Annotated in this window: 16 protein-coding genes and 1 rRNA gene; 9 read left to right on the top strand and 8 right to left on the bottom strand. The window is 52.6% G+C overall.

All coding sequences use genetic code 11. The features are described 5' to 3' along the window. The first annotated feature begins 38 nt into the window (after positions 1-38). Positions 39-725, top strand: coding sequence for a porin OmpL (ompL, locus tag ACOTXC_RS17805; protein WP_421767867.1), 687 nt, complete (start codon positions 39-41; stop codon positions 723-725). 79 nt (positions 726-804) lie between these two features. On the opposite strand, the gene typA is transcribed toward ompL, so the two are convergent. Next, complete coding sequence (gene typA, locus ACOTXC_RS17800; protein WP_022649851.1) at positions 805-2,628, bottom strand: ribosome-dependent GTPase TypA; 1,824 nt, start codon at positions 2,626-2,628, stop codon at positions 805-807. Between the two features lie 377 nt (positions 2,629-3,005). On the opposite strand from typA, the gene glnA reads away from it, so the two are divergent. The 4 genes from glnA to ACOTXC_RS17780 all read left to right on the top strand — a co-directional run bounded on the left by glnA (position 3,006) and on the right by ACOTXC_RS17780 (position 7,278). Then, complete coding sequence (glnA, locus tag ACOTXC_RS17795) at positions 3,006-4,415, top strand: glutamate--ammonia ligase (RefSeq protein ID WP_003861925.1); 1,410 nt, start codon at positions 3,006-3,008, stop codon at positions 4,413-4,415. A gap of 167 nt (positions 4,416-4,582) precedes the next feature. Then, positions 4,583-5,632: a nitrogen regulation protein NR(II) gene (gene glnL / locus ACOTXC_RS17790; protein ID WP_003861923.1), complete on the top strand. Its 1,050-nt coding sequence runs from the start codon at positions 4,583-4,585 to the stop codon at positions 5,630-5,632. An 11-nt stretch (positions 5,633-5,643) separates the two neighbouring features. Beyond that, the gene (gene glnG, locus ACOTXC_RS17785) at positions 5,644-7,056 is read left to right on the top strand and encodes a nitrogen regulation protein NR(I) (protein WP_022649852.1); all 1,413 of its coding nucleotides are present in this window, start codon (positions 5,644-5,646) and stop codon (positions 7,054-7,056) included. Between the two features lie 111 nt (positions 7,057-7,167). Further along, entirely contained in the window at positions 7,168-7,278 is a 111-nt protein-coding gene (locus tag ACOTXC_RS17780; protein WP_017382667.1) for a YshB family small membrane protein, read from the top strand. Positions 7,279-7,378: 100 nt separating this feature from the next. Here ACOTXC_RS17780 and hemN read toward each other — a convergent pair whose 3' ends face one another. After that, entirely contained in the window at positions 7,379-8,752 is a 1,374-nt protein-coding gene (gene hemN, locus ACOTXC_RS17775; RefSeq protein ID WP_108367991.1) for an oxygen-independent coproporphyrinogen III oxidase, read from the bottom strand. Positions 8,753-8,940: 188 nt separating this feature from the next. After that, positions 8,941-9,456, bottom strand: a complete 516-nt coding sequence (gene yihI, locus ACOTXC_RS17770) for a Der GTPase-activating protein YihI (protein WP_022649854.1) — start codon at positions 9,454-9,456, stop codon at positions 8,941-8,943. Between the two features lie 580 nt (positions 9,457-10,036). Between yihI and yihA the strand changes: the two genes are divergently transcribed. Continuing rightward, on the top strand, positions 10,037-10,666 hold the full coding sequence (gene yihA, locus ACOTXC_RS17765) for a ribosome biogenesis GTP-binding protein YihA/YsxC (RefSeq protein WP_003861913.1): 630 nt from the start codon (positions 10,037-10,039) through the stop codon (positions 10,664-10,666). 311 nt (positions 10,667-10,977) lie between these two features. Here the strand turns inward: yihA and polA are convergent, their stop codons facing one another. Continuing rightward, positions 10,978-13,770, bottom strand: a complete 2,793-nt coding sequence (gene polA, locus ACOTXC_RS17760) for a DNA polymerase I (RefSeq protein ID WP_045308732.1) — start codon at positions 13,768-13,770, stop codon at positions 10,978-10,980. 439 nt (positions 13,771-14,209) lie between these two features. Here polA and ACOTXC_RS17755 point away from each other — a divergent pair, with 439 nt between their 5' ends. Next, a complete protein-coding gene (locus tag ACOTXC_RS17755) occupies positions 14,210-15,118 on the top strand; it encodes an acyltransferase (protein ID WP_022649857.1) in 909 nt (302 codons plus the stop codon). A 21-nt stretch (positions 15,119-15,139) separates the two neighbouring features. Here the strand turns inward: ACOTXC_RS17755 and dsbA are convergent, their stop codons facing one another. The 3 genes from dsbA to ACOTXC_RS17740 all read right to left on the bottom strand — a co-directional run bounded on the left by dsbA (position 15,140) and on the right by ACOTXC_RS17740 (position 17,122). Next, a complete protein-coding gene (gene dsbA / locus ACOTXC_RS17750) occupies positions 15,140-15,763 on the bottom strand; it encodes a thiol:disulfide interchange protein DsbA (RefSeq protein WP_022649858.1) in 624 nt (207 codons plus the stop codon). A 27-nt stretch (positions 15,764-15,790) separates the two neighbouring features. Beyond that, positions 15,791-16,777 carry a serine/threonine protein kinase gene (locus tag ACOTXC_RS17745; RefSeq protein ID WP_421767866.1) on the bottom strand — a complete coding sequence of 329 codons (987 nt, stop codon included), beginning with the start codon at positions 16,775-16,777 and terminating at the stop codon, positions 15,791-15,793. Between the two features lie 75 nt (positions 16,778-16,852). Further along, positions 16,853-17,122 carry a YihD family protein gene (locus ACOTXC_RS17740; RefSeq protein ID WP_003861904.1) on the bottom strand — a complete coding sequence of 90 codons (270 nt, stop codon included), beginning with the start codon at positions 17,120-17,122 and terminating at the stop codon, positions 16,853-16,855. A gap of 68 nt (positions 17,123-17,190) precedes the next feature. Between ACOTXC_RS17740 and mobA the strand changes: the two genes are divergently transcribed. After that, positions 17,191-17,775: a molybdenum cofactor guanylyltransferase MobA gene (mobA, locus tag ACOTXC_RS17735; RefSeq protein WP_022649860.1), complete on the top strand. Its 585-nt coding sequence runs from the start codon at positions 17,191-17,193 to the stop codon at positions 17,773-17,775. After that, entirely contained in the window at positions 17,772-18,275 is a 504-nt protein-coding gene (mobB, locus tag ACOTXC_RS17730) for a molybdopterin-guanine dinucleotide biosynthesis protein MobB (protein ID WP_022649861.1), read from the top strand. Before mobA ends, mobB begins: the two co-directional genes overlap by 4 nt. A 99-nt stretch (positions 18,276-18,374) precedes the next feature. Here mobB and rrf read toward each other — a convergent pair. Beyond that, positions 18,375-18,490 (bottom strand): 5S ribosomal RNA (gene rrf / locus ACOTXC_RS17725). Positions 18,491-18,495 lie beyond the last annotated feature (5 nt).

Genomic DNA, 18,495 nt, shown 5'->3' with positions numbered 1-18,495 from the left:
GGAGGGAGGCCTTTCTGTACCTGATACATGGACAAATTATGAATAGAATCATCACCGTACTGATCGTGTCGTCTGTGTCCTGCCCGGTTTTTGCCGGGGCCTATGTCGAAACGCGCGAAGCGTACAATACGGCCTCTGAGCTGCACGAGGTGATCCTGCGTGCGGGCTATAACTTCGATATGGGCGCGGGGCTGATGTTCACCAACGCTTATAACGTGGGGAAATGGGACGAACTGAAGCACAGCTATGACGAAATCGAGGGTTGGTATCCGCTCTTCAAACCGACCGACAAACTCACCTTCCAGCCCGGCGGCTTGATCAATGACAGCAGCGCAGGATCGGGTGGAGCACTCTATTTAGATACTAACTATAAATTTACGGACTGGTTCAATCTGACGTTCCGCTATCGCTATAACCATAACAATTACGATACGCCGGACTATAACGGGCAGATGGATAAAAACGACACGCACGAATTCGCCAACTACTGGAATTTCAAAGTGACGGATGCGTTTTTCTACACCTTTGAGCCGCACTTTTTCCAGCGGGTGAATGATTACCACAGCAAAAATGGCAAAGATCATCACTGGGAAATTACCAACAAGTTCAGCTATAAAATCGACAGAAACTGGCTGCCGTACCTCGAACTCCAGTGGCTGGACCGATGGAATGATTACAACCGCGAGCAGTACCGGATTCGGTTAGGGTTACGTTATTCCTTCTAATAAAAAAGCCGCTGATCGCTCAGCGGCTTTTCGTTGCCGGGTGGCGCTTGCGCTTTACCCGGCCTACGGCATAACCGAATTACTCTTCTTTCGCACCGCGCATAGCACGTTTACGATCGTTCTCGGTCAGGTGACGTTTACGGATACGAATTGACTGAGGCGTCACTTCTACCAGTTCGTCATCATCGATGAATTCCAGAGCCTGCTCCAGCGTCATCTTGATCGGTGGAACCAGAACCGTTGCTTCGTCAGTACCGGACGCACGCATGTTGGTCAGTTTCTTACCGGTCAGGCAGTTTACTGTCAGGTCGTTAGAACGGCTGTGAATACCGATGATCTGGCCTTCGTAAACTTCAGCACCGTGACCCAAGAACAGCTTACCGCGATCCTGCAGACCGAACAGCGCAAACGCAACCGCTTTACCCTGACCGTTGGAGATCAGTACGCCGTTGTTACGCTGGCCCACTTCGCCCGGACGGATGTCGTCATAGTGGCTGAAGGTGGAGTACAGCAGGCCGGTACCAGAGGTCATGGTCATGAACTCAGAACGGAAGCCGATCAGGCCACGGCTTGGGATCACGTAGTCGAGACGTACGCGGCCTTTGCCATCTGGATTCATGTTTTTCAGGTCGCCTTTACGCTCACCCAGTGCCTGCATGACAGAACCCTGGTGCTGCTCTTCAACGTCCAGCGTGACGTTTTCGAACGGCTCTTGTTTACGGCCATCGATTTCGCGGAAGATAACTTTCGGACGGGATACCGCCATCTCGAAACCTTCACGACGCATGTTCTCAATCAGAACAGACAGGTGCAGCTCACCACGACCGGAAACGCGGAATGCATCAGCGTCTTCGGTTTCTTCAACGCGCAGCGCAACGTTGTGCACCAGCTCTTTGTTCAGGCGGTCAAGGATCTGACGAGAGGTAACGAACTTACCTTCTTTACCACAGAACGGAGAGGTGTTGACGTTGAAGAACATGGATACGGTTGGTTCATCAACGGACAGGGCTGGCAGCGCTTCGACGTTCTGCGGATCGCAGATGGTATCGGAGATGTTCAGTTCACCCAGACCGGTAATAGCGATGATGTCGCCCGCTTCAGCGATGTCGCTCTCGATACGCTCAAGACCCAGGTGAGTCAGAACTTTACCGACTTTACCGTTACGGGTTTTGCCTTCGCTATCGATGATAGTGACCTGCTGGTTAGGCTTCACTTTACCGCGCTTGATACGACCAATGCCGATTACGCCAACATAGTTGTTGTAGTCGAGCTGGGAGATCTGCATTTGCAGGGTGCCTTCCAGGTCAACGTTTGGCGCAGGAACGCGGTCAACAATCGTCTGGTACAGCGGAGTCATGTCTTCCGCCATGTCTTCGTGATCCAGACCGGCGATACCGTTCAGCGCAGACGCATAAACGATAGGGAAGTCCAGCTGTTCGTCAGTCGCGTCGAGGTTAACGAACAGGTCGAAGACCTGGTCAACAACCCAGTCAGGACGCGCGCCAGGACGGTCAACCTTGTTGATCACAACGATAGGTTTCAGGCCGTGGGCAAATGCTTTTTTGGTCACGAAGCGCGTTTGCGGCATAGGGCCATCAAATGCGTCAACCACCAGCAGCACGGAATCCACCATGGACATCACGCGCTCAACTTCACCACCGAAGTCGGCGTGCCCTGGGGTATCAACGATGTTGATACGGTAGTCATTCCATTTGATAGCGGTGTTTTTGGCGAGGATGGTAATCCCACGCTCTTTCTCCAAATCGTTGGAGTCCATCACACGCTCTTGAGTTTCGGCACGAGCATCAAACGTACCGGACTGCTGTAGCAGCTTATCAACCAGGGTAGTTTTACCATGGTCGACGTGCGCGATGATGGCGATATTACGCAATTTTTCGATCACAACTTTGCCTCAGGCATTTAGAAATAGCGCGTTATTGTACACGGATTAATCGCACTACAAAACAGGATCACAAACATCCCCCGCAAACAAGTATTGCAGAGATGCTTTGTGATCGCTTTCACGGAGCGGTAAAAGGGCACTTTAACGTAAATTGCACCAATATGGTGCTCAATGTTCACACTGAAGCACTATAATGGTGCAACGAATCCAATGTGGTGCAGCCCTTCTGCACTATGGTGCGCATGATAACGCCTTTTTGGGGTGTTTTAAAAGTTGGCACAGATTTCGCTTTACAGAAATACAGTAAAAATATGGCAGCCCAGCCGATTTGAAGACCTCGTTACCACGACGACAATGACCAATCTGGAGAGTTAAGTATGTCCGCTGAACACGTTTTGACGATGCTGAACGAACATGAAGTGAAGTTTGTTGATCTGCGCTTCACCGATACCAAAGGTAAAGAACAGCACGTCACGATCCCTGCTCATCAGGTGAACGCCGAATTCTTTGAAGAAGGCAAAATGTTTGACGGCTCCTCCATTGGCGGCTGGAAAGGCATTAACGAATCCGACATGGTTCTGATGCCAGATGCAACCACTGCGCTCATTGACCCGTTCTACGAAGAACCTACGCTGATCATCCGCTGCGATATCCTGGAACCTGGCACGCTGCAAGGCTATGACCGTGACCCACGCTCCATCGCAAAACGCGCTGAAGAGTACCTGCGTTCTACCGGTATCGCAGACACCGTTCTGTTCGGGCCAGAGCCAGAGTTCTTCCTGTTCGATGACATCCGTTTTGGTGCTTCCATTTCTGGTTCCCACGTCGCTATCGATGACATCGAAGGCGCATGGAACTCTTCCACCAAATACGAAGGTGGTAACAAAGGTCACCGTCCGGGCGTGAAAGGCGGTTACTTCCCGGTTCCTCCGGTCGATTCTTCTCAGGACATCCGTTCTACCATGTGTCTGATCATGGAAGAGATGGGCCTGGTTGTTGAAGCGCACCACCACGAAGTGGCAACGGCTGGCCAGAACGAGATCGCTACCCGCTTCAACACCATGACCAAAAAAGCGGATGAGATTCAGATCTACAAATACGTTGTACACAACGTTGCGCACCGTTTCGGTAAAACCGCGACCTTCATGCCAAAACCAATGTTTGGCGACAACGGTTCCGGCATGCACTGCCACATGTCCCTGTCCAAGAACGGCACCAACCTGTTCTCTGGCGACAAATACGCGGGTCTGTCTGAGCAGGCGCTGCACTACATCGGTGGTGTTATCAAACACGCTAAAGCGATCAACGCCCTGGCGAACCCAACCACTAACTCCTACAAGCGTCTGGTCCCTGGCTACGAAGCACCAGTAATGCTGGCGTACTCTGCCCGTAACCGTTCTGCTTCTATCCGTATCCCGGTGGTTGCGTCTCCGAAAGCGCGTCGTATCGAAGTGCGCTTCCCGGACCCGGCGGCTAACCCATACCTGTGCTTCGCAGCACTGCTGATGGCCGGTCTGGACGGTATCAAGAACAAGATCCACCCGGGCGAAGCCATGGACAAAAACCTGTACGACCTGCCGCCAGAAGAAGCGAAAGAGATCCCACAGGTTGCCGGCTCTCTGGAAGAAGCCCTCCAGGCGCTGGACGCAGACCGCGAGTTCCTGACCGCTGGCGGCGTGTTCACCGATGAAGCTATCGACGCTTACATCGCGCTGCGTACCGAAGAAAACGACCGCGTTCGCATGACGCCGCACCCGGTTGAGTTCGAACTGTACTACAGCGTTTAATTGATTTGTTTTACCCGGCGCATACGCGTCGGGAGTCGTTGCCGTGGAAACTTTAGCCCATCTTCGGATGGGCTTTTTTCTCCACCAACAACCTGATCTCACGCGCTTTTTACCTCTAAAACGCTATACTGCACTAAAATAGTGCAACGACTCCAGGAGACTGCTGAATGGCAACTGGCACGCTGCCCGATGCTGGGCAGATCCTCAATTCTTTAATTAACAGTATTTTGCTGGTCGACGACGAGCTGGCGGTGCATTACGCCAACCCGGCGGCGCAGCAGCTGCTCGCCCAAAGCGCCCGTAAACTGTTTGGCACGCCGCTGCCAGAACTGCTGAGCTATTTCTCGCTGAATATTGGCCTGATGCAGGAGAGTTTGCAGGCGGGTCAGGGCTTCACCGATAACGAAGTGACGCTGGTGATTGACGGACGCTCGCATATTTTGTCCCTCACCGCACAGCGTCTGCCAGATGGCATGATTCTGCTGGAAATGGCGCCGATGGATAACCAGCGTCGTCTCAGCCAGGAGCAGCTTCAGCATGCGCAGCAGATTGCGGCGCGCGACCTGGTGCGCGGGCTGGCCCATGAGATCAAAAACCCGCTGGGCGGCTTACGCGGTGCGGCACAGCTTTTGACCAAAGCGCTGCCTGACCCTGCCCTGGCGGAGTATACCAACGTCATTATTGAGCAGGCGGACCGTCTGCGTAATCTGGTCGATCGCCTGCTCGGGCCGCAGCAGCCAGGGATGCACGTTTCAGAAAGCATTCACAAGGTCGCGGAGCGGGTGGTGAAACTCGTCTCGATGGAGCTGCCGGATAACGTCACGCTGGTGCGTGACTATGACCCAAGCCTGCCGGAGCTGGCGCACGATCCGGACCAGATTGAACAGGTGCTGTTGAACATTGTGCGTAACGCGTTGCAGGCGCTGGGCCCGGAGGGTGGCGAAATTATTCTGCGTACCCGCACCGCGTTCCAGCTGACGCTGCACGGCGTACGTTATCGTCTGGCAGCACGTATTGATGTGGAAGATAACGGACCGGGGATCCCGCCGCATCTCCAGGACACCCTGTTCTACCCGATGGTCAGCGGTCGCGAAGGCGGCACCGGGCTGGGGTTATCCATAGCCCGAAATTTGATTGACCAACACTCCGGCAAAATTGAATTTACCAGTTGGCCGGGACATACCGAGTTTTCGGTTTTCCTGCCGATTAAAAAATAAAGGTGACGTTTATGCAACGAGGGATAGTCTGGGTAGTCGATGACGATAGCTCCATCCGTTGGGTGCTTGAACGCGCGCTCACAGGAGCGGGATTAAGCTGCACGACGTTTGAGAGTGGCAGCGAGGTGCTCGACGCACTCACCACCAAAACGCCGGACGTTCTGCTCTCGGATATTCGCATGCCGGGTATGGACGGACTGGCGCTCTTAAAGCAGATCAAACAGCGCCACCCTATGCTTCCGGTCATCATAATGACCGCCCACTCCGACCTGGATGCTGCCGTCAGCGCGTACCAGCAGGGCGCGTTTGATTACCTGCCAAAACCGTTTGATATCGACGAAGCCGTTGCGCTGGTTGAGCGCGCTATCAGCCACTATCAGGAGCAACAGCAGCCCCGCAATGCCCCCGACTTTGGACCAACGACGGACATCATCGGTGAAGCGCCAGCCATGCAGGACGTGTTTCGCATCATCGGGCGTCTGTCGCGTTCGTCTATCAGCGTCTTGATTAACGGTGAATCAGGGACCGGTAAAGAGTTGGTCGCACACGCCCTGCATCGCCACAGCCCGCGGGCGAAAGCCCCCTTTATCGCCCTGAACATGGCAGCGATCCCTAAGGATTTAATTGAATCTGAGCTGTTCGGCCACGAAAAAGGGGCATTTACCGGAGCCAATACCATTCGTCAGGGACGCTTTGAACAGGCTGACGGCGGCACGCTTTTCCTGGATGAAATCGGCGATATGCCGCTGGATGTACAGACCCGACTGTTGCGCGTGCTGGCAGATGGACAGTTTTACCGCGTGGGCGGGTATGCGCCGGTGAAGGTGGACGTACGCATTATCGCCGCGACGCACCAGAACCTGGAGCTGCGCGTACAGGAGGGGAAATTCCGTGAGGATTTATTCCATCGTCTGAACGTGATCCGCGTCCACCTGCCGCCGCTGCGCGAGCGTCGGGAAGATATCCCGCGTCTGGCGCGCCATTTCCTGCAGGTGGCGGCCCGCGAGCTGGGCGTGGAAGCCAAGCAGCTTCATCCGGAAACGGATGCCGCCCTCACCCGTCTGGCGTGGCCGGGCAACGTGCGTCAGCTGGAAAACACCTGTCGCTGGCTGACGGTGATGGCCGCCGGCCAGGAAGTGCTGATTCAGGATTTACCGGCAGAACTGTTTGAAGCCACCGTGCCCGAGAGCACCGCAGGACATACGCTGCCGGACAGCTGGGCAACGCTGCTGGCGCAGTGGGCAGATCGCGCGCTGCGTTCCGGTCATCAAAACTTGCTTTCTGAAGCACAGCCTGAAATGGAGCGCACGCTGTTGACCACCGCGCTTCGTCATACCCAGGGCCACAAACAGGAAGCGGCTCGCCTGTTGGGATGGGGTCGAAACACCCTGACGCGCAAGCTGAAAGAGCTGGGAATGGAGTGATCTTACTCCGCTGTGTAAAGGTTACTAATTGAGCGCAAAGTGCCGTTATTTTGCGCTTTACTGTTCCGATGAGTTTTGTATGATCGTGCCCGGAAACTGGAGGGGTGCATCATGCTGGAATCATTAGTGACCTTGCTTTCGAGCGGTGCAGCAGAAAGCCACACGCCACAAACTGCCGTTGCGGCGGTATTGTGTGCGGCACTGGTTGGGCTGTTTAGCTAACGAGCTGTCGATGAAAAGCCGGGTGGCGGCTTCGCCTTACCCGGCCTACATAAGTGCGAGTTGTAGGCCGGGTAAGCGAAGCGCCTCCCGACATTGCAACTTAAATCACGCGCGAGAACTGCTGTAAACGCGCTTTCTGGCGCAGATAGGCATCGAAGCACATGCAGATATTACGAATCAACAGACGCCCCTTCGGCGTGACGACCACCGCGCTCTCCGACACATCCACCAGCCCGTCCTTCGCCAGCGGCGCCAGAAGCTTCAGGTCTTCGGCAAAGTAATCGCTGAATTGCAGATCCCATTGCGACTCCACCTCGCGGAATTCGAGACGGAAGTTGCAGATAAGCGCCTTAATCACATCACGACGGATGCAGTCGTCGCGCGTTAACGCAATGCCGCGCCACAGCGCGTTGCCCGTTTCATCAACCTGCTGGTAATACAGCTTCAGCTCTTTTTGGTTCTGGGCGTAGCAGTCGCCAATCATGCTGATAGCGGAGACACCCATTCCGAGCAGATCGGTATCTCCCTGGGTGGTGTATCCCTGGAAGTTACGATGGAGAACACCTTCGCGCTGAGCAATCGCCAGTTCGTCGTCAGGGCGGGCAAAGTGATCCATCCCGATAAACTGATAGCCGGTTTCGGTCAGCGAGGCGATGGTCTCCTGCAAAATGTCCAGCTTCTGCTGGGCGGAAGGCAGATCCGCATCTTTGATTTTGCGCTGCGCGGCGAACAGCGTCGGCAGGTGCGCATAGTTAAAGACGCTCAGACGGTCCGGGTTGAGCTCAGCCACGCGTTTAAGCGTGTAGGCGAAGCTCTCCGGCGTCTGCTTCGGCAGGCCGTAAATCAGGTCTATATTCGTTGAGGTAAAGCCGATTTCACGCGCATGGTTGAGTAAGGCAAAGATAAACGCTTCATCCTGCTCGCGGTTGACCAGGCGCTGTACTTCTTTGTTGAAGTCTTGTACACCCATACTCAGGCGGTTGAAGCCTTCGGCGCGTAAATGATCCAGCACATCCAGCTCGATTTCACGCGGATCGACCTCGATCGAAATTTCAGCGTCGTCGTTAAAAATGAAATTGCCGCGCAGTAGCGCCATCAGGCGGCTGATCTGCGCTTTGTTCAGATAAGTTGGCGTACCGCCGCCCCAATGAAGCTGGCTGACGTGACGGCCTTTAAACAGCGGTGCGCGGTGCAGAATTTCCTGTTCAAGCGCATCGAGGTATTGATCGGCTTTGTGCTGCTGGCGGGTAACGATTTTATTGCAGCCGCAGAAGTAGCAGAGCTTGTGGCAGAACGGAATATGGACGTAGAGCGACAGCGGGCGCTCGGGATAGCGCGCCACAGCATGCTGAAAATCCGCCTCGCCGAAAGCGTCAGAAAACTCCAGCGCGGTGGGGTATGAGGTATAACGCGGCCCGGAATAGTTATATTTCTGGATCAGGGCCAAATCCCAGTCGATAGATGGTACAGACATACTCACTCCTTCCGTTGGTGTCGCGTTCGTATACGGCGGCCCGTTCTGGTCCCGTTGCGGGCCATCATTCGGGTGCGCAGCCACTTCTGTCGCCGCGACAACCGCCGTAGTTTAACGAATAACCACACCAGATAACATATAACCGGAAGGGTTATAAGCAGGACGAGTGTACCTGCCGGGTGCAAATGTTAGTTTCCACCTTTCAGCAGACGCATCATATCTTCCTGCTTTTCGTCTTCCTCTTCGTCTTCTTCATCATCGTAGGACAGACCCAGCTTCTGCATCAGTTCATCAATGCGATCCAGTTTGGCATCTACCCAGGACTGCTCTTCAGCGGTCAGGGTTTCACCCTCTTCAAGACGTTCCAGCAGCGCATCCAGGCGCTCATCGTTCTCCAGCATATCCAGCTCAGCCTGCGGTGAAAGCATAGGTTTCTCGCTCTTTGGTTTGTGCTGCTTAGTGACCGGCGTGTCTGTCACGCCCAGTGGAATGGGAGTTTTACTGCCGATACGAGGATCTTTCTGCTGTTTGCCTTTTGCAGAAGCGCCTGCGGCACCGCCACCATTAGCACGGCTACCCGCAGTATGGCCACGATGCTTTTTATCGCGTTTGCGATCGCGCGCTTCCTGATTCAGTTCTTCGCGCGTTTTGCGGCGTGCTTTTGCAGGGCGTTTCGCGCCCGCAGCGGAGGTCGGTTTTTTCATGATGTTTTATCTTTAAGTCGTTTTCTTCAGTATAGAATTGCGGCGAAATCTAGCAGAAAGCAAGCAAAGAAAAAAGGCGACAGAGCAATCTGTCGCCTTTTTTCCTGACTCACAACCCTTAACGGGTCAGACATTCCCTGTTTGCCTTCAACAAACCCTGTTTATCCCTTGGCTACTACCGTCCGTGATACGGTTCCGTTTCCTGTTAAAAACGCCTCCAGGCGCCGGTCGTCCTGACAATCCTGAGTCTTCGCCTCCTGGCGCTCCTGACCCTTATCCTTAAGTCGTTTTCCTGCTGGCATCCTCGCCTTGACGCACACTTTACCTTGTTCTCTTAAACTAACAAGCAACGAAAAGGTACTAAACCGGATTTTCAGATAATTACTCATTAATAACTCTTTGAATTTTAATATTTTGAGTTTTTTAGCGCCTGCGATTTCTCTTAAATTTCTCATAAGCTTAAGGGCAGATCTCTTACATTCCGTAGGGCTTTCACTTACACGTCAATGACGAAGGGAAAAGCCTTTTGCCCGCATTCAGGTATAATCCCCCGCAGATTACGATTTTTGGAGACGACCACGTGACTACCTGGAACTACCAACAGACGCATTTTGTCACCAGTGCGCCCGATATTCGCCACCTGCCCTCAGACACAGGGATTGAAGTGGCATTTGCTGGCCGCTCCAATGCGGGAAAATCCAGCGCCCTGAATACGCTGACCAATCAGAAAAACCTGGCGCGTACCTCAAAAACACCTGGCCGTACTCAGCTGATTAACCTGTTTGAAGTGGCTGAAGGCAAACGCCTGGTCGATTTACCGGGCTACGGTTACGCGCAGGTACCGGAAGAGATGAAGATCAAATGGCAGCGTGCGCTGGGTGAATACCTGGAAAAACGCATGTGTCTGAAAGGTCTGGTGGTGCTGATGGATATTCGACACCCGCTAAAAGATCTCGACCAGCAGATGATTGACTGGGCGGTGGCAAGCGATATTGCGGTGCTGGTGCTGCTGACAAAAGCGGATAAGCTGGCGAGCGGCGCGCGCAAGGCGCAGGTGAACAAGGTGCGTGAAGCGGTGCTGGCATTCAACGGTGATGTACAGGTTGAACCGTTCTCCTCGCTGAAAAAGCAGGGTGTGGACAAACTGCGACAGAAGCTAGACAGCTGGTTTAACGATCTGGAACCGGCGACAGAAGCGGAAGCAGAGTAACAACAGGCGCGGCGATGACCGCGTTTTTTTCGCCCGAAACTTTCCTTCCCGCAATAAAAAACGCCCCAGTCATTACTGACTGGGGCGGCTAAAATATTCAGCCAAATCCGATTACGTGAAGTAAAAGGTCTGAAAGATAGAACATCTTACCTCTGTACCCTACGTCGTTAACTCTACTCTTTTTTTGTCTCTTGAAAAAGCACTTTTTGTAGTTTTTTTTCATTCTTTACATAGGGAATTCTAATGATCGTCACAAAACGCGCGTACTTATGTTGCTTACTTACATAAAACGCGCGTTATTCCGATAACGCTTAGTGAGCCTGATCCCAGTTTTCGCCGCTACCCACTTCCACCAGCAACGGAACGTCCAGCTTCATGCTGTTTTCCATCAGTTCATGGATCTTCTGAGAGACCTTTTCCAGGTCGTCTTTATGGACTTCAAATACCAGTTCATCGTGTACCTGCATGATCATTTTCACGCGCGGTTTCTCTTTTTCCAGCCAGGCATCAACGGCGATCATCGCGCGTTTGATGATGTCTGCCGCAGTGCCCTGCATCGGGGCATTGATAGCAGCACGTTCAGCGCCAGCACGGCGCGCGGCGTTGCTGGATTTGATGTCCGGAAGGTAAAGACGACGGCCATCCAGCGTTTCAACGTAGCCTTTCTCTTTCGCCTGCGCGCGGGTACGCTCCATATATTCCAGCACGCCCGGATAGCGCTCAAAGTAGAGATCCATATACTTCTGCGACTCTTTACGCGGAATGTTGAGCTGGCGTGAAAGGCCAAATGCGCTCATGCCGTAAATAAGGCCAAAGTTAATCGCTTTAGCGCTACGACGCTGTTCGTTTGTCACGCTGTCCAGCGGCAGGCCAAACACTTCGGCAGCTGTTGCCCGGTGGATATCCTTCCCTTCGGCAAATGCCGTCAGCAGGCCTTTGTCACGCGACAGGTGCGCCATAATACGCAGTTCGATTTGCGAGTAGTCTGCGGAGACAATCAGATAATCCTCTGGCGCAATGAAAGCCTGGCGTATACGGCGGCCCTCTTCATTACGCACCGGAATGTTTTGCAGGTTAGGATCGGTTGACGAAAGTCGCCCGGTCGCCGCTACAGCCTGGTGATAGGAAGTATGTACGCGGCCCGTTTTCGGGTTAATCATCAACGGCAGTTTGTCGGTATAGGTCGATTTCAGCTTCGCCAGACCACGGTACTGCAGGATAACTTTTGGCAGCGGATAGTCCAGCGCCAGCTCTTCCAGCACCTCTTCAGAGGTTGAAGGCGCGCCGCCCGGCGTTTTCTTCAGCGGTTTAATACCCTGCTTTTCAAACAGGATGGTTTGCAGCTGTTTCGGTGACGACAGGTTAAATGCCTCTCCAGCAAGCTCATGCGCTTTCTGTTCAAGCTCGGTCAGGCGCTGCGCCAGCTCGCCAGAGTGATTATGCAGCACCGTTGGGTCGATTTTGACGCCGTTACGCTCAATGCGGGACAGCACAGGCACCAGCGGCATCTCAATGTTCTGGAAAACATTCAGCGGCCCTTCGTGCTTCTGCAATTTCGGCCACATTTTGAGATGGAGCTGTAGCGTGACGTCAGCGTCTTCCGCGGCGTAGCGGCCTGCTTCTTCCAGCGCGATCTGGTTAAAGGTCAGCTGATTTTTGCCCTTACCGGCAATTTCTTCAAAGGTGATGGTTTTGTGTTTCAGCCAACGATCGGATAAGGAATCCATATCATGGCGGCCCGCCACGCTGTCCAGAATGTAAGATTCCAGCATGGTGTCAAAAGCGATACCACGCAGTTCAATGCCGTAGTTTTGCAGAATACCGCGGTCGTACTTCAGGTTTTGCCCGACCTTCAGCGCTTTCTCGTCTTCCAGAATCGGCTTCAGCAGTTCTAAGGCGCGCTCGCGCGAGATCTGCTCCGGCGCATCCAGATAGTCATGCGCTACCGGAACATAGGCTGCCATACCCGGCTCCGTCGCGAATGACAGACCTACCATATTGGCAGATATGTTATCGAGACTGTCCGTTTCGGTATCGAACGCAAATACCGGTGCTTTTTTCAGCTTTTCAATCCAGGCGACGAGCTGCGACTCTTCAAGGATGGTTTCATAGTTATCGAATGAGAGCGCTGCCGCTTCTTCTTCTGCCTGCTCTTCGGCATCGACAACGATAGTTTCTTTCGGCTTCGCCGCAGCTTTTGCCCCTTTCGCCTGAAGCCATTTCCCGGCTTCGACATCCGTGGTCCAGCGTTTAAATTCGTATTTTCTGAACAGGCCAAGCAGTTCTTCTGCGGCGGGTTCCTGCACTTCAAGCTGGTCGCAGGTAAGCTCCAGCTCGACGTCGGTTTTGATGGTGGCTAACTGATAAGAGAGGTAAGCCACCTCTTTGTTATCGGCGAGCTTTCCGGCCATGGTTTTTGCACCACGGAAGGTAAGTCCGGCAATTTTGTCGGACTCAGCGTACAGCGTATCCAACCCACCTAACCCTTGCAGCAGCGCCTGAGCTGTTTTTTCGCCCACGCCCGGCACGCCAGGGATGTTATCCGAGGAATCCCCCATCAGGGCGAGGAAATCAATAATGAGTTCTGGCGGCACGCCATATTTGGCAACCACTTCTTCCGGGCCAAGAATGGTGTTGGTCATGGTATTAATCAGCGTGATCCCAGGTGTTACCAGCTGCGCCATGTCTTTATCACCGGTACTGATCAGCACCGGACGGCCAGCCTTTTCAGCTTCGCGCGCCAGGGTGCCAATAACGTCGTCAGCCTCAACGCCCGAGACAGCCAGCAAAGGCAGCCCCATCGCTTTGACCATAGCGTGCAGCGGTTCAATCTGCGCACGCAGATCGTCAGGCATGGGAGGACGGTGAGATTTGTAATGCTCAAATAATTCATCGCGGAAGGTTTTCCCCTTCGCATCAAACACCACGGCCGCATGGGTTGGGTGGTATTGCAGAATCAGGCTGCGCAGCATATTCAGCACGCCGTACATTGCGCCGGTAGGTTCCCCTGCGCTGTTGGTCAGAGGAGGAAACGCATGATACGCCCGATAAAGGTAAGAAGAGCCATCGACGAGTATAAGTGGGTTTTCTGGGATCTGAACCATAATGTCCGTGCCTTTAATTAATTTATGGGTAAAGGATGCCACAGAAGGATGAAAACATCAGGTTTTAGCGCTTTATACAGAAAAAGATTTTGCGATCGTGAAGATCGCTCGCAAAAACAAACTGTGGATAAGTTTGTGCATATTTTTAATACAGGTGAATAACAGTTCTATAAAACTGATACTGAAAACTTATTTATCAAATAAAATCAATTAGTTGAAATTAGATCACTTAAGATCCCACCCCGCTGATGGTTATTTAGTCTATGTGGATATAAGACGTAAGCACCCTGTCTATATAGAAAATTTCGCTGCATGGCAGGAAAAGCCGCAGCCTCTTCGTGCGAAAGCGCCCTGGTCTGGGCCAATATCTGATAAGATCGGCGCCCAGCACCGGATAGCCGGCTGCTTAATTACAGCTAACTATCTGAAAAAATTCATTATGTCGAAAATACTCGCTGCGATAACCTTATTGCTAAGCGTCATTTTAACTATTCTGGTTACCATCGCCTGTTCTGTGCCAATCATCGTTGCCGGAATAATTAAGCTCCTGCTGCCCGTCCCTCCGGTATGGCGTGCAGTGTCTGCTTTTTGTAATTTTATGATGTACTGCTGGTGTGAAGGGCTGGCGATCCTGTTGTATCTGAACCCCTGGTTAAAGTGGGACGTTCAGGGCCTCGAGAAGCTGAATAAAAAGAACTGGTATCTGCTGATCTGCAATCATCACAGCTGGGCCGACATCGTTGTATTGTGCGTGCTGTTTCGCAAACATATTCCGATGAACAAATACTTTCTGAAACAGCAACTGGCATGGGTGCCTTTCATTGGTCTGGCCTGCTGGGCGCTGGATATGCCGTTTATGAAACGCTATTCACGCAGCTATCTGATTCGTCATCCGGAACGCCGCGGTATGGACGTGGAAACTACGCGCCGTTCTTGCGAGAAGTTTCGCGCGCATCCCACCACCATAGTTAATTTCGTCGAAGGTTCGCGCTTTACCGAAGAGAAGCGCCAGCAGACTCGCTCTCCGTATCAGCACCTGTTGCCGCCAAAGGCAGCGGGTATCGCAATGGCCCTCAACGTGCTGGGTGAGCAGTTTGATAAATTGTTGAACGTAACGCTCTGCTATCCGGAAAACGACAGGACGCCGTTCTACGATATGCTCAGCGGCAAGCTGACGCGTATCGTAGTCCGCGTTGATCTGTTGCCCATCGATACGGAACTGCACGGTGATTACGTTAACGATAAAAACTTCAAACGTCGTTTCCAGCTTTGGCTCAATACACTCTGGAAAGAGAAAGACGAACAGATAGCGGAGTTAAAATCTTCATACAAAAACGCCGGTCAATGACCGGCGTTTTCTTTATGTTTGTTACTTCATCTCAACCAGGTGTTTCACGGTATCAGCGTACTGTTGTACGAAGATATCCATACTGGTGGTGTCCATACCACGCATATTTACCTGGTATTTACCGTTAACATACATCGCCGGCACGCCCTGCAACTGGAAGTCAGCGGCAGCTTTTTCCTGCTGTGCCACGAGAGATTTCACCACAAAACTGTTCCAGGCAGCGTCGTAGTCTTCACCTTTCACACCGGCATCAACAAACACTTTACGGATATCTGCCGTAGTTTGTACGGTCTGGGTTTTCTGTACGGCTTCAAACATAGGCGCGGTGATCTTATCTTCCACACCCAGCGCAATCGCAACCGCCCATGCCTGAGTCAGATCTTTACCCAATGGGCCAAGGAACTCAACGTGGTATTTCGTCATTTTGGTGCCTTCCGGCAGCTTTTTCTTCACGTTGTCAGAAACATGAAGTACCTGCTCAAACTCGTAGCAGTGCGGGCAGTAGAAGGAGAAGAACTCCAGCACCTGAGGCTCGCCAGCTACAGGCTTGTCCAGCGTAATGTACTGCTTGCCGTCGGTAAACTGCGCAGCAGTTGCGCTAAATGCCAGAATCATACCAGCCAGCGCCAGCCAAATTTTTTTCATGATTAACTCTCTCCTGGGTGTGTCCAATTAATACATCGGCGTTAATTGCAGAGGGGGTTCCTGTAGAACCTTAACCTGCTCGGTAAATGTGGATATCTGGTTGCGCCAGTAATCCTCCCCGGTAAGCCAGGGGAAATTTCGGGGAAAAGCCGGGTCTTCCCAACGCCTGATTAACCACGCGAGATAATAAACAAATCGCATCGCACGTAAAGGCTCTATCAGGGCAATTTCGTCTGAATTAAAGGGGCTAAATTCTTCATAAGCTTCAATTATGGTCTCAAGCTGCATGCGCTGCTCGGCTTTATCACCGTTGAGCAGCATCCACAGATCCTGCACCGCAGGTCCCATACGAGCGTCATCAAGATCGACAAATAGCGGGCCGTCGCGCCAGAGAATATTCCCGGCGTGGCAGTCACCGTGCAGGCGTAGAGCGGTAATATCATCCCGCCAGCAGGCTTTTACAGCATCAATAAGCTTATCGGTCGCCGTGAGGAAATTATCCTTAAGCGCCTTTGGGATCAGCGCCGATGTTTCGAATACCTCTCGCGGCTCAATAAGATATTCCTGAACACTAATCGTCGGTCGGGCAACAAACGATTTTTTACGTCCCGTCTGATGAATGCGCCCCAGATAACGGGCAACCCATTCCATCTGATCGATATTATCTGCCTCAAACTGTCTTCCGCCCAGGCTCGGAAATACCGCGTAGTAAAAACCCTGATGGGTCAGCAGCGTTTGGTTATTAAATTTGAGCGGTGCCGCAACGGGAACATCGTCATCCAGCAGATCGTGGGCAAACTGATGCTCTTCCTGAATTTGTTCTGCGGACCAGCGCTGTGGCCGGTAAAACTTTACGACAAAGCGCTGCCGCTCTTCGTCCTGAAATTGGTAGACACGGTTTTCGTAGCTGTTTAAAGGGGTTAACCCGGAATCCACCCGAATACCCTGCTCGAACAGCGCATCCATAATGGTATCCGGGTGTAGTGTCTGGAAAGTAAAAGCCTGGTCGTTCATCCGATCATCCGGAAATTATACGAATGATTCAGGATATCATCTTGTGGCGATTTCGGTGGCTCCGCTTACAAGCTTTTACTCTTTAATTACGCCTCGGGCGCGCAGTAATGCGGTTTTAAAATCCTCTTCATAATCTTTCTGAATACCAGGAATAACAGCATCTTTAGCCGAGTCACGCATTTTGAGGTGGTAGATCAGGATGTCATCAGAAAGGTCTGCCAGTTCGCCATCAAAACCTGACTCTTTCGCCAGTTTCTGTAAAAATTGCATCAGATTCAGCTCTGGCTCTTTTTGCCAGGCCGGCTGGAGAAGCTCAATGACTTCATTAAGACGTTTACATTTCATGGTAGTGCTCCTTTCATTTAGAGAGACACGTTAGCAGGGTCAATCCCACAATAAAAGAGGCGATATTCGTGAATCAATGCCAGGAAATCATCGGGGTCGTTCTTGCCGGAGGCAGGGCAACGCGAATGGGCGGAAAAGATAAAGGTCTTCAGCTCCTGAACAACACCCCCTTATGGCAGCATGTTGCTGATACCCTGGCAAATCAGGTGTCGTCGATGGCGATCAGCGCTAACCGACATGTTGATATTTACCAGCGCAGTGGATATCCGGTTTATCAGGATAAGCTTGTGGACTACCCCGGCCCGCTGGCGGGAATGCTTTCCGTTATGCAGCAGTCGCATGGAGAGTGGTTTCTCTTTTGTTCATGTGATACGCCCTTCATCCCGTCCTGTCTGGTTGAACGTCTGGTGCAGCGGTGCGAGGGTGCTCCCGTCGTCTGGGTACACGACGGCGAACGCGACCATCCGACGATCGCCTTGATTAATCGCTCGTTAATATCTGCGCTGGAAGATTACCTGGCCGCAGGAGAGCGACGCGTCATGGTATTTATGCGCCAGTCAGGAGGGCATTCCGTTGATTTCAGCGACATGAAATCGGCGTTTGTGAATGTAAACACGACGGAAGATTTGCAGATGATGCAGGAGAAGAAATGATACCCGTATTAGCGATCTCTGCCTGGAGCGGCACCGGGAAGACTACGCTGCTAAAAAAGCTGATACCTGCACTTTGCGCTAAAGGTATTCGTCCCGGATTGATTAAGCACACGCACCATAACATGGATGTCGATAAGCCGGGGAAAGATAGCTATGAGCTGCGTAAGGCTGGCGCTGCACAAACGATGGTGGCGAGTAACCAGCGCTGGGCGTTAATGACAGAAACTCCGGATGAAGCACCGCTGGATCTCGCTTATCTTGTCAGCCGGATGGATCATTCCACGCTGGATCTGGTGCTGGTTGAGGGGTTTAAGCACGAGGCTGTTGCGAAGATCCTGCTGTTCAGAAACGGTGCCGGGCATGATGTAAGTGAGTTAACGCTGGATGAACATGTGATTGCTGTGGCCAGTGACGCTGCGTTGACGCTGGAAGTACCGGTTCTGGATTTGAATAATGTGGAGGGGATTGCAGAGTTTATTTTGGCGTGGTGTGCAGTCTGAAATCTGCCGGGTGACGGCTTCGCCTGACCCGGCCTATCGTTTTTCGACGTACAAACGCAAAAAGGCCATCCTTGCGGATGGCCTCTTCACTTGTTTGATGCCTGGCAGTTCCCTACTCTCACATGGGGAGACCCCACACTACCATCGGCGCTACGGCGTTTCACTTCTGAGTTCGGCATGGGGTCAGGTGGGACCACCGCGCTAAAGCCGCCAGGCAAAT

The sequence above is a fragment of the Enterobacter cloacae complex sp. IR5428 genome (assembly GCF_049238585.1).
Classification (GTDB): domain Bacteria; phylum Pseudomonadota; class Gammaproteobacteria; order Enterobacterales; family Enterobacteriaceae; genus Enterobacter; species Enterobacter intestinihominis.
This window is presented reverse-complemented; position numbering and strand designations above follow the sequence as displayed.

Excerpts from the sequence above, each read along its gene's own strand:
- ompL (WP_421767867.1), top strand. The coding sequence starts at position 39 with ATGAATAGAATCATCACCGTACTGATCGTGTCGTCTGTGTCCTGCCCG.
- glnA (WP_003861925.1), top strand. The coding sequence starts at position 3,006 with ATGTCCGCTGAACACGTTTTGACGATGCTGAACGAACATGAAGTGAAG.
- glnL (WP_003861923.1), top strand. The coding sequence starts at position 4,583 with ATGGCAACTGGCACGCTGCCCGATGCTGGGCAGATCCTCAATTCTTTA.
- glnG (WP_022649852.1), top strand. The coding sequence starts at position 5,644 with ATGCAACGAGGGATAGTCTGGGTAGTCGATGACGATAGCTCCATCCGT.
- ACOTXC_RS17780 (WP_017382667.1), top strand. The coding sequence starts at position 7,168 with ATGCTGGAATCATTAGTGACCTTGCTTTCGAGCGGTGCAGCAGAAAGC.
- hemN (WP_108367991.1), bottom strand. The coding sequence starts at position 8,752 with ATGTCTGTACCATCTATCGACTGGGATTTGGCCCTGATCCAGAAATAT.
- yihI (WP_022649854.1), bottom strand. The coding sequence starts at position 9,456 with ATGAAAAAACCGACCTCCGCTGCGGGCGCGAAACGCCCTGCAAAAGCA.
- polA (WP_045308732.1), bottom strand. The coding sequence starts at position 13,770 with ATGGTTCAGATCCCAGAAAACCCACTTATACTCGTCGATGGCTCTTCT.
- ACOTXC_RS17755 (WP_022649857.1), top strand. The coding sequence starts at position 14,210 with ATGTCGAAAATACTCGCTGCGATAACCTTATTGCTAAGCGTCATTTTA.
- dsbA (WP_022649858.1), bottom strand. The coding sequence starts at position 15,763 with ATGAAAAAAATTTGGCTGGCGCTGGCTGGTATGATTCTGGCATTTAGC.
- ACOTXC_RS17745 (WP_421767866.1), bottom strand. The coding sequence starts at position 16,777 with ATGAACGACCAGGCTTTTACTTTCCAGACACTACACCCGGATACCATT.
- ACOTXC_RS17740 (WP_003861904.1), bottom strand. The coding sequence starts at position 17,122 with ATGAAATGTAAACGTCTTAATGAAGTCATTGAGCTTCTCCAGCCGGCC.
- mobB (WP_022649861.1), top strand. The coding sequence starts at position 17,772 with ATGATACCCGTATTAGCGATCTCTGCCTGGAGCGGCACCGGGAAGACT.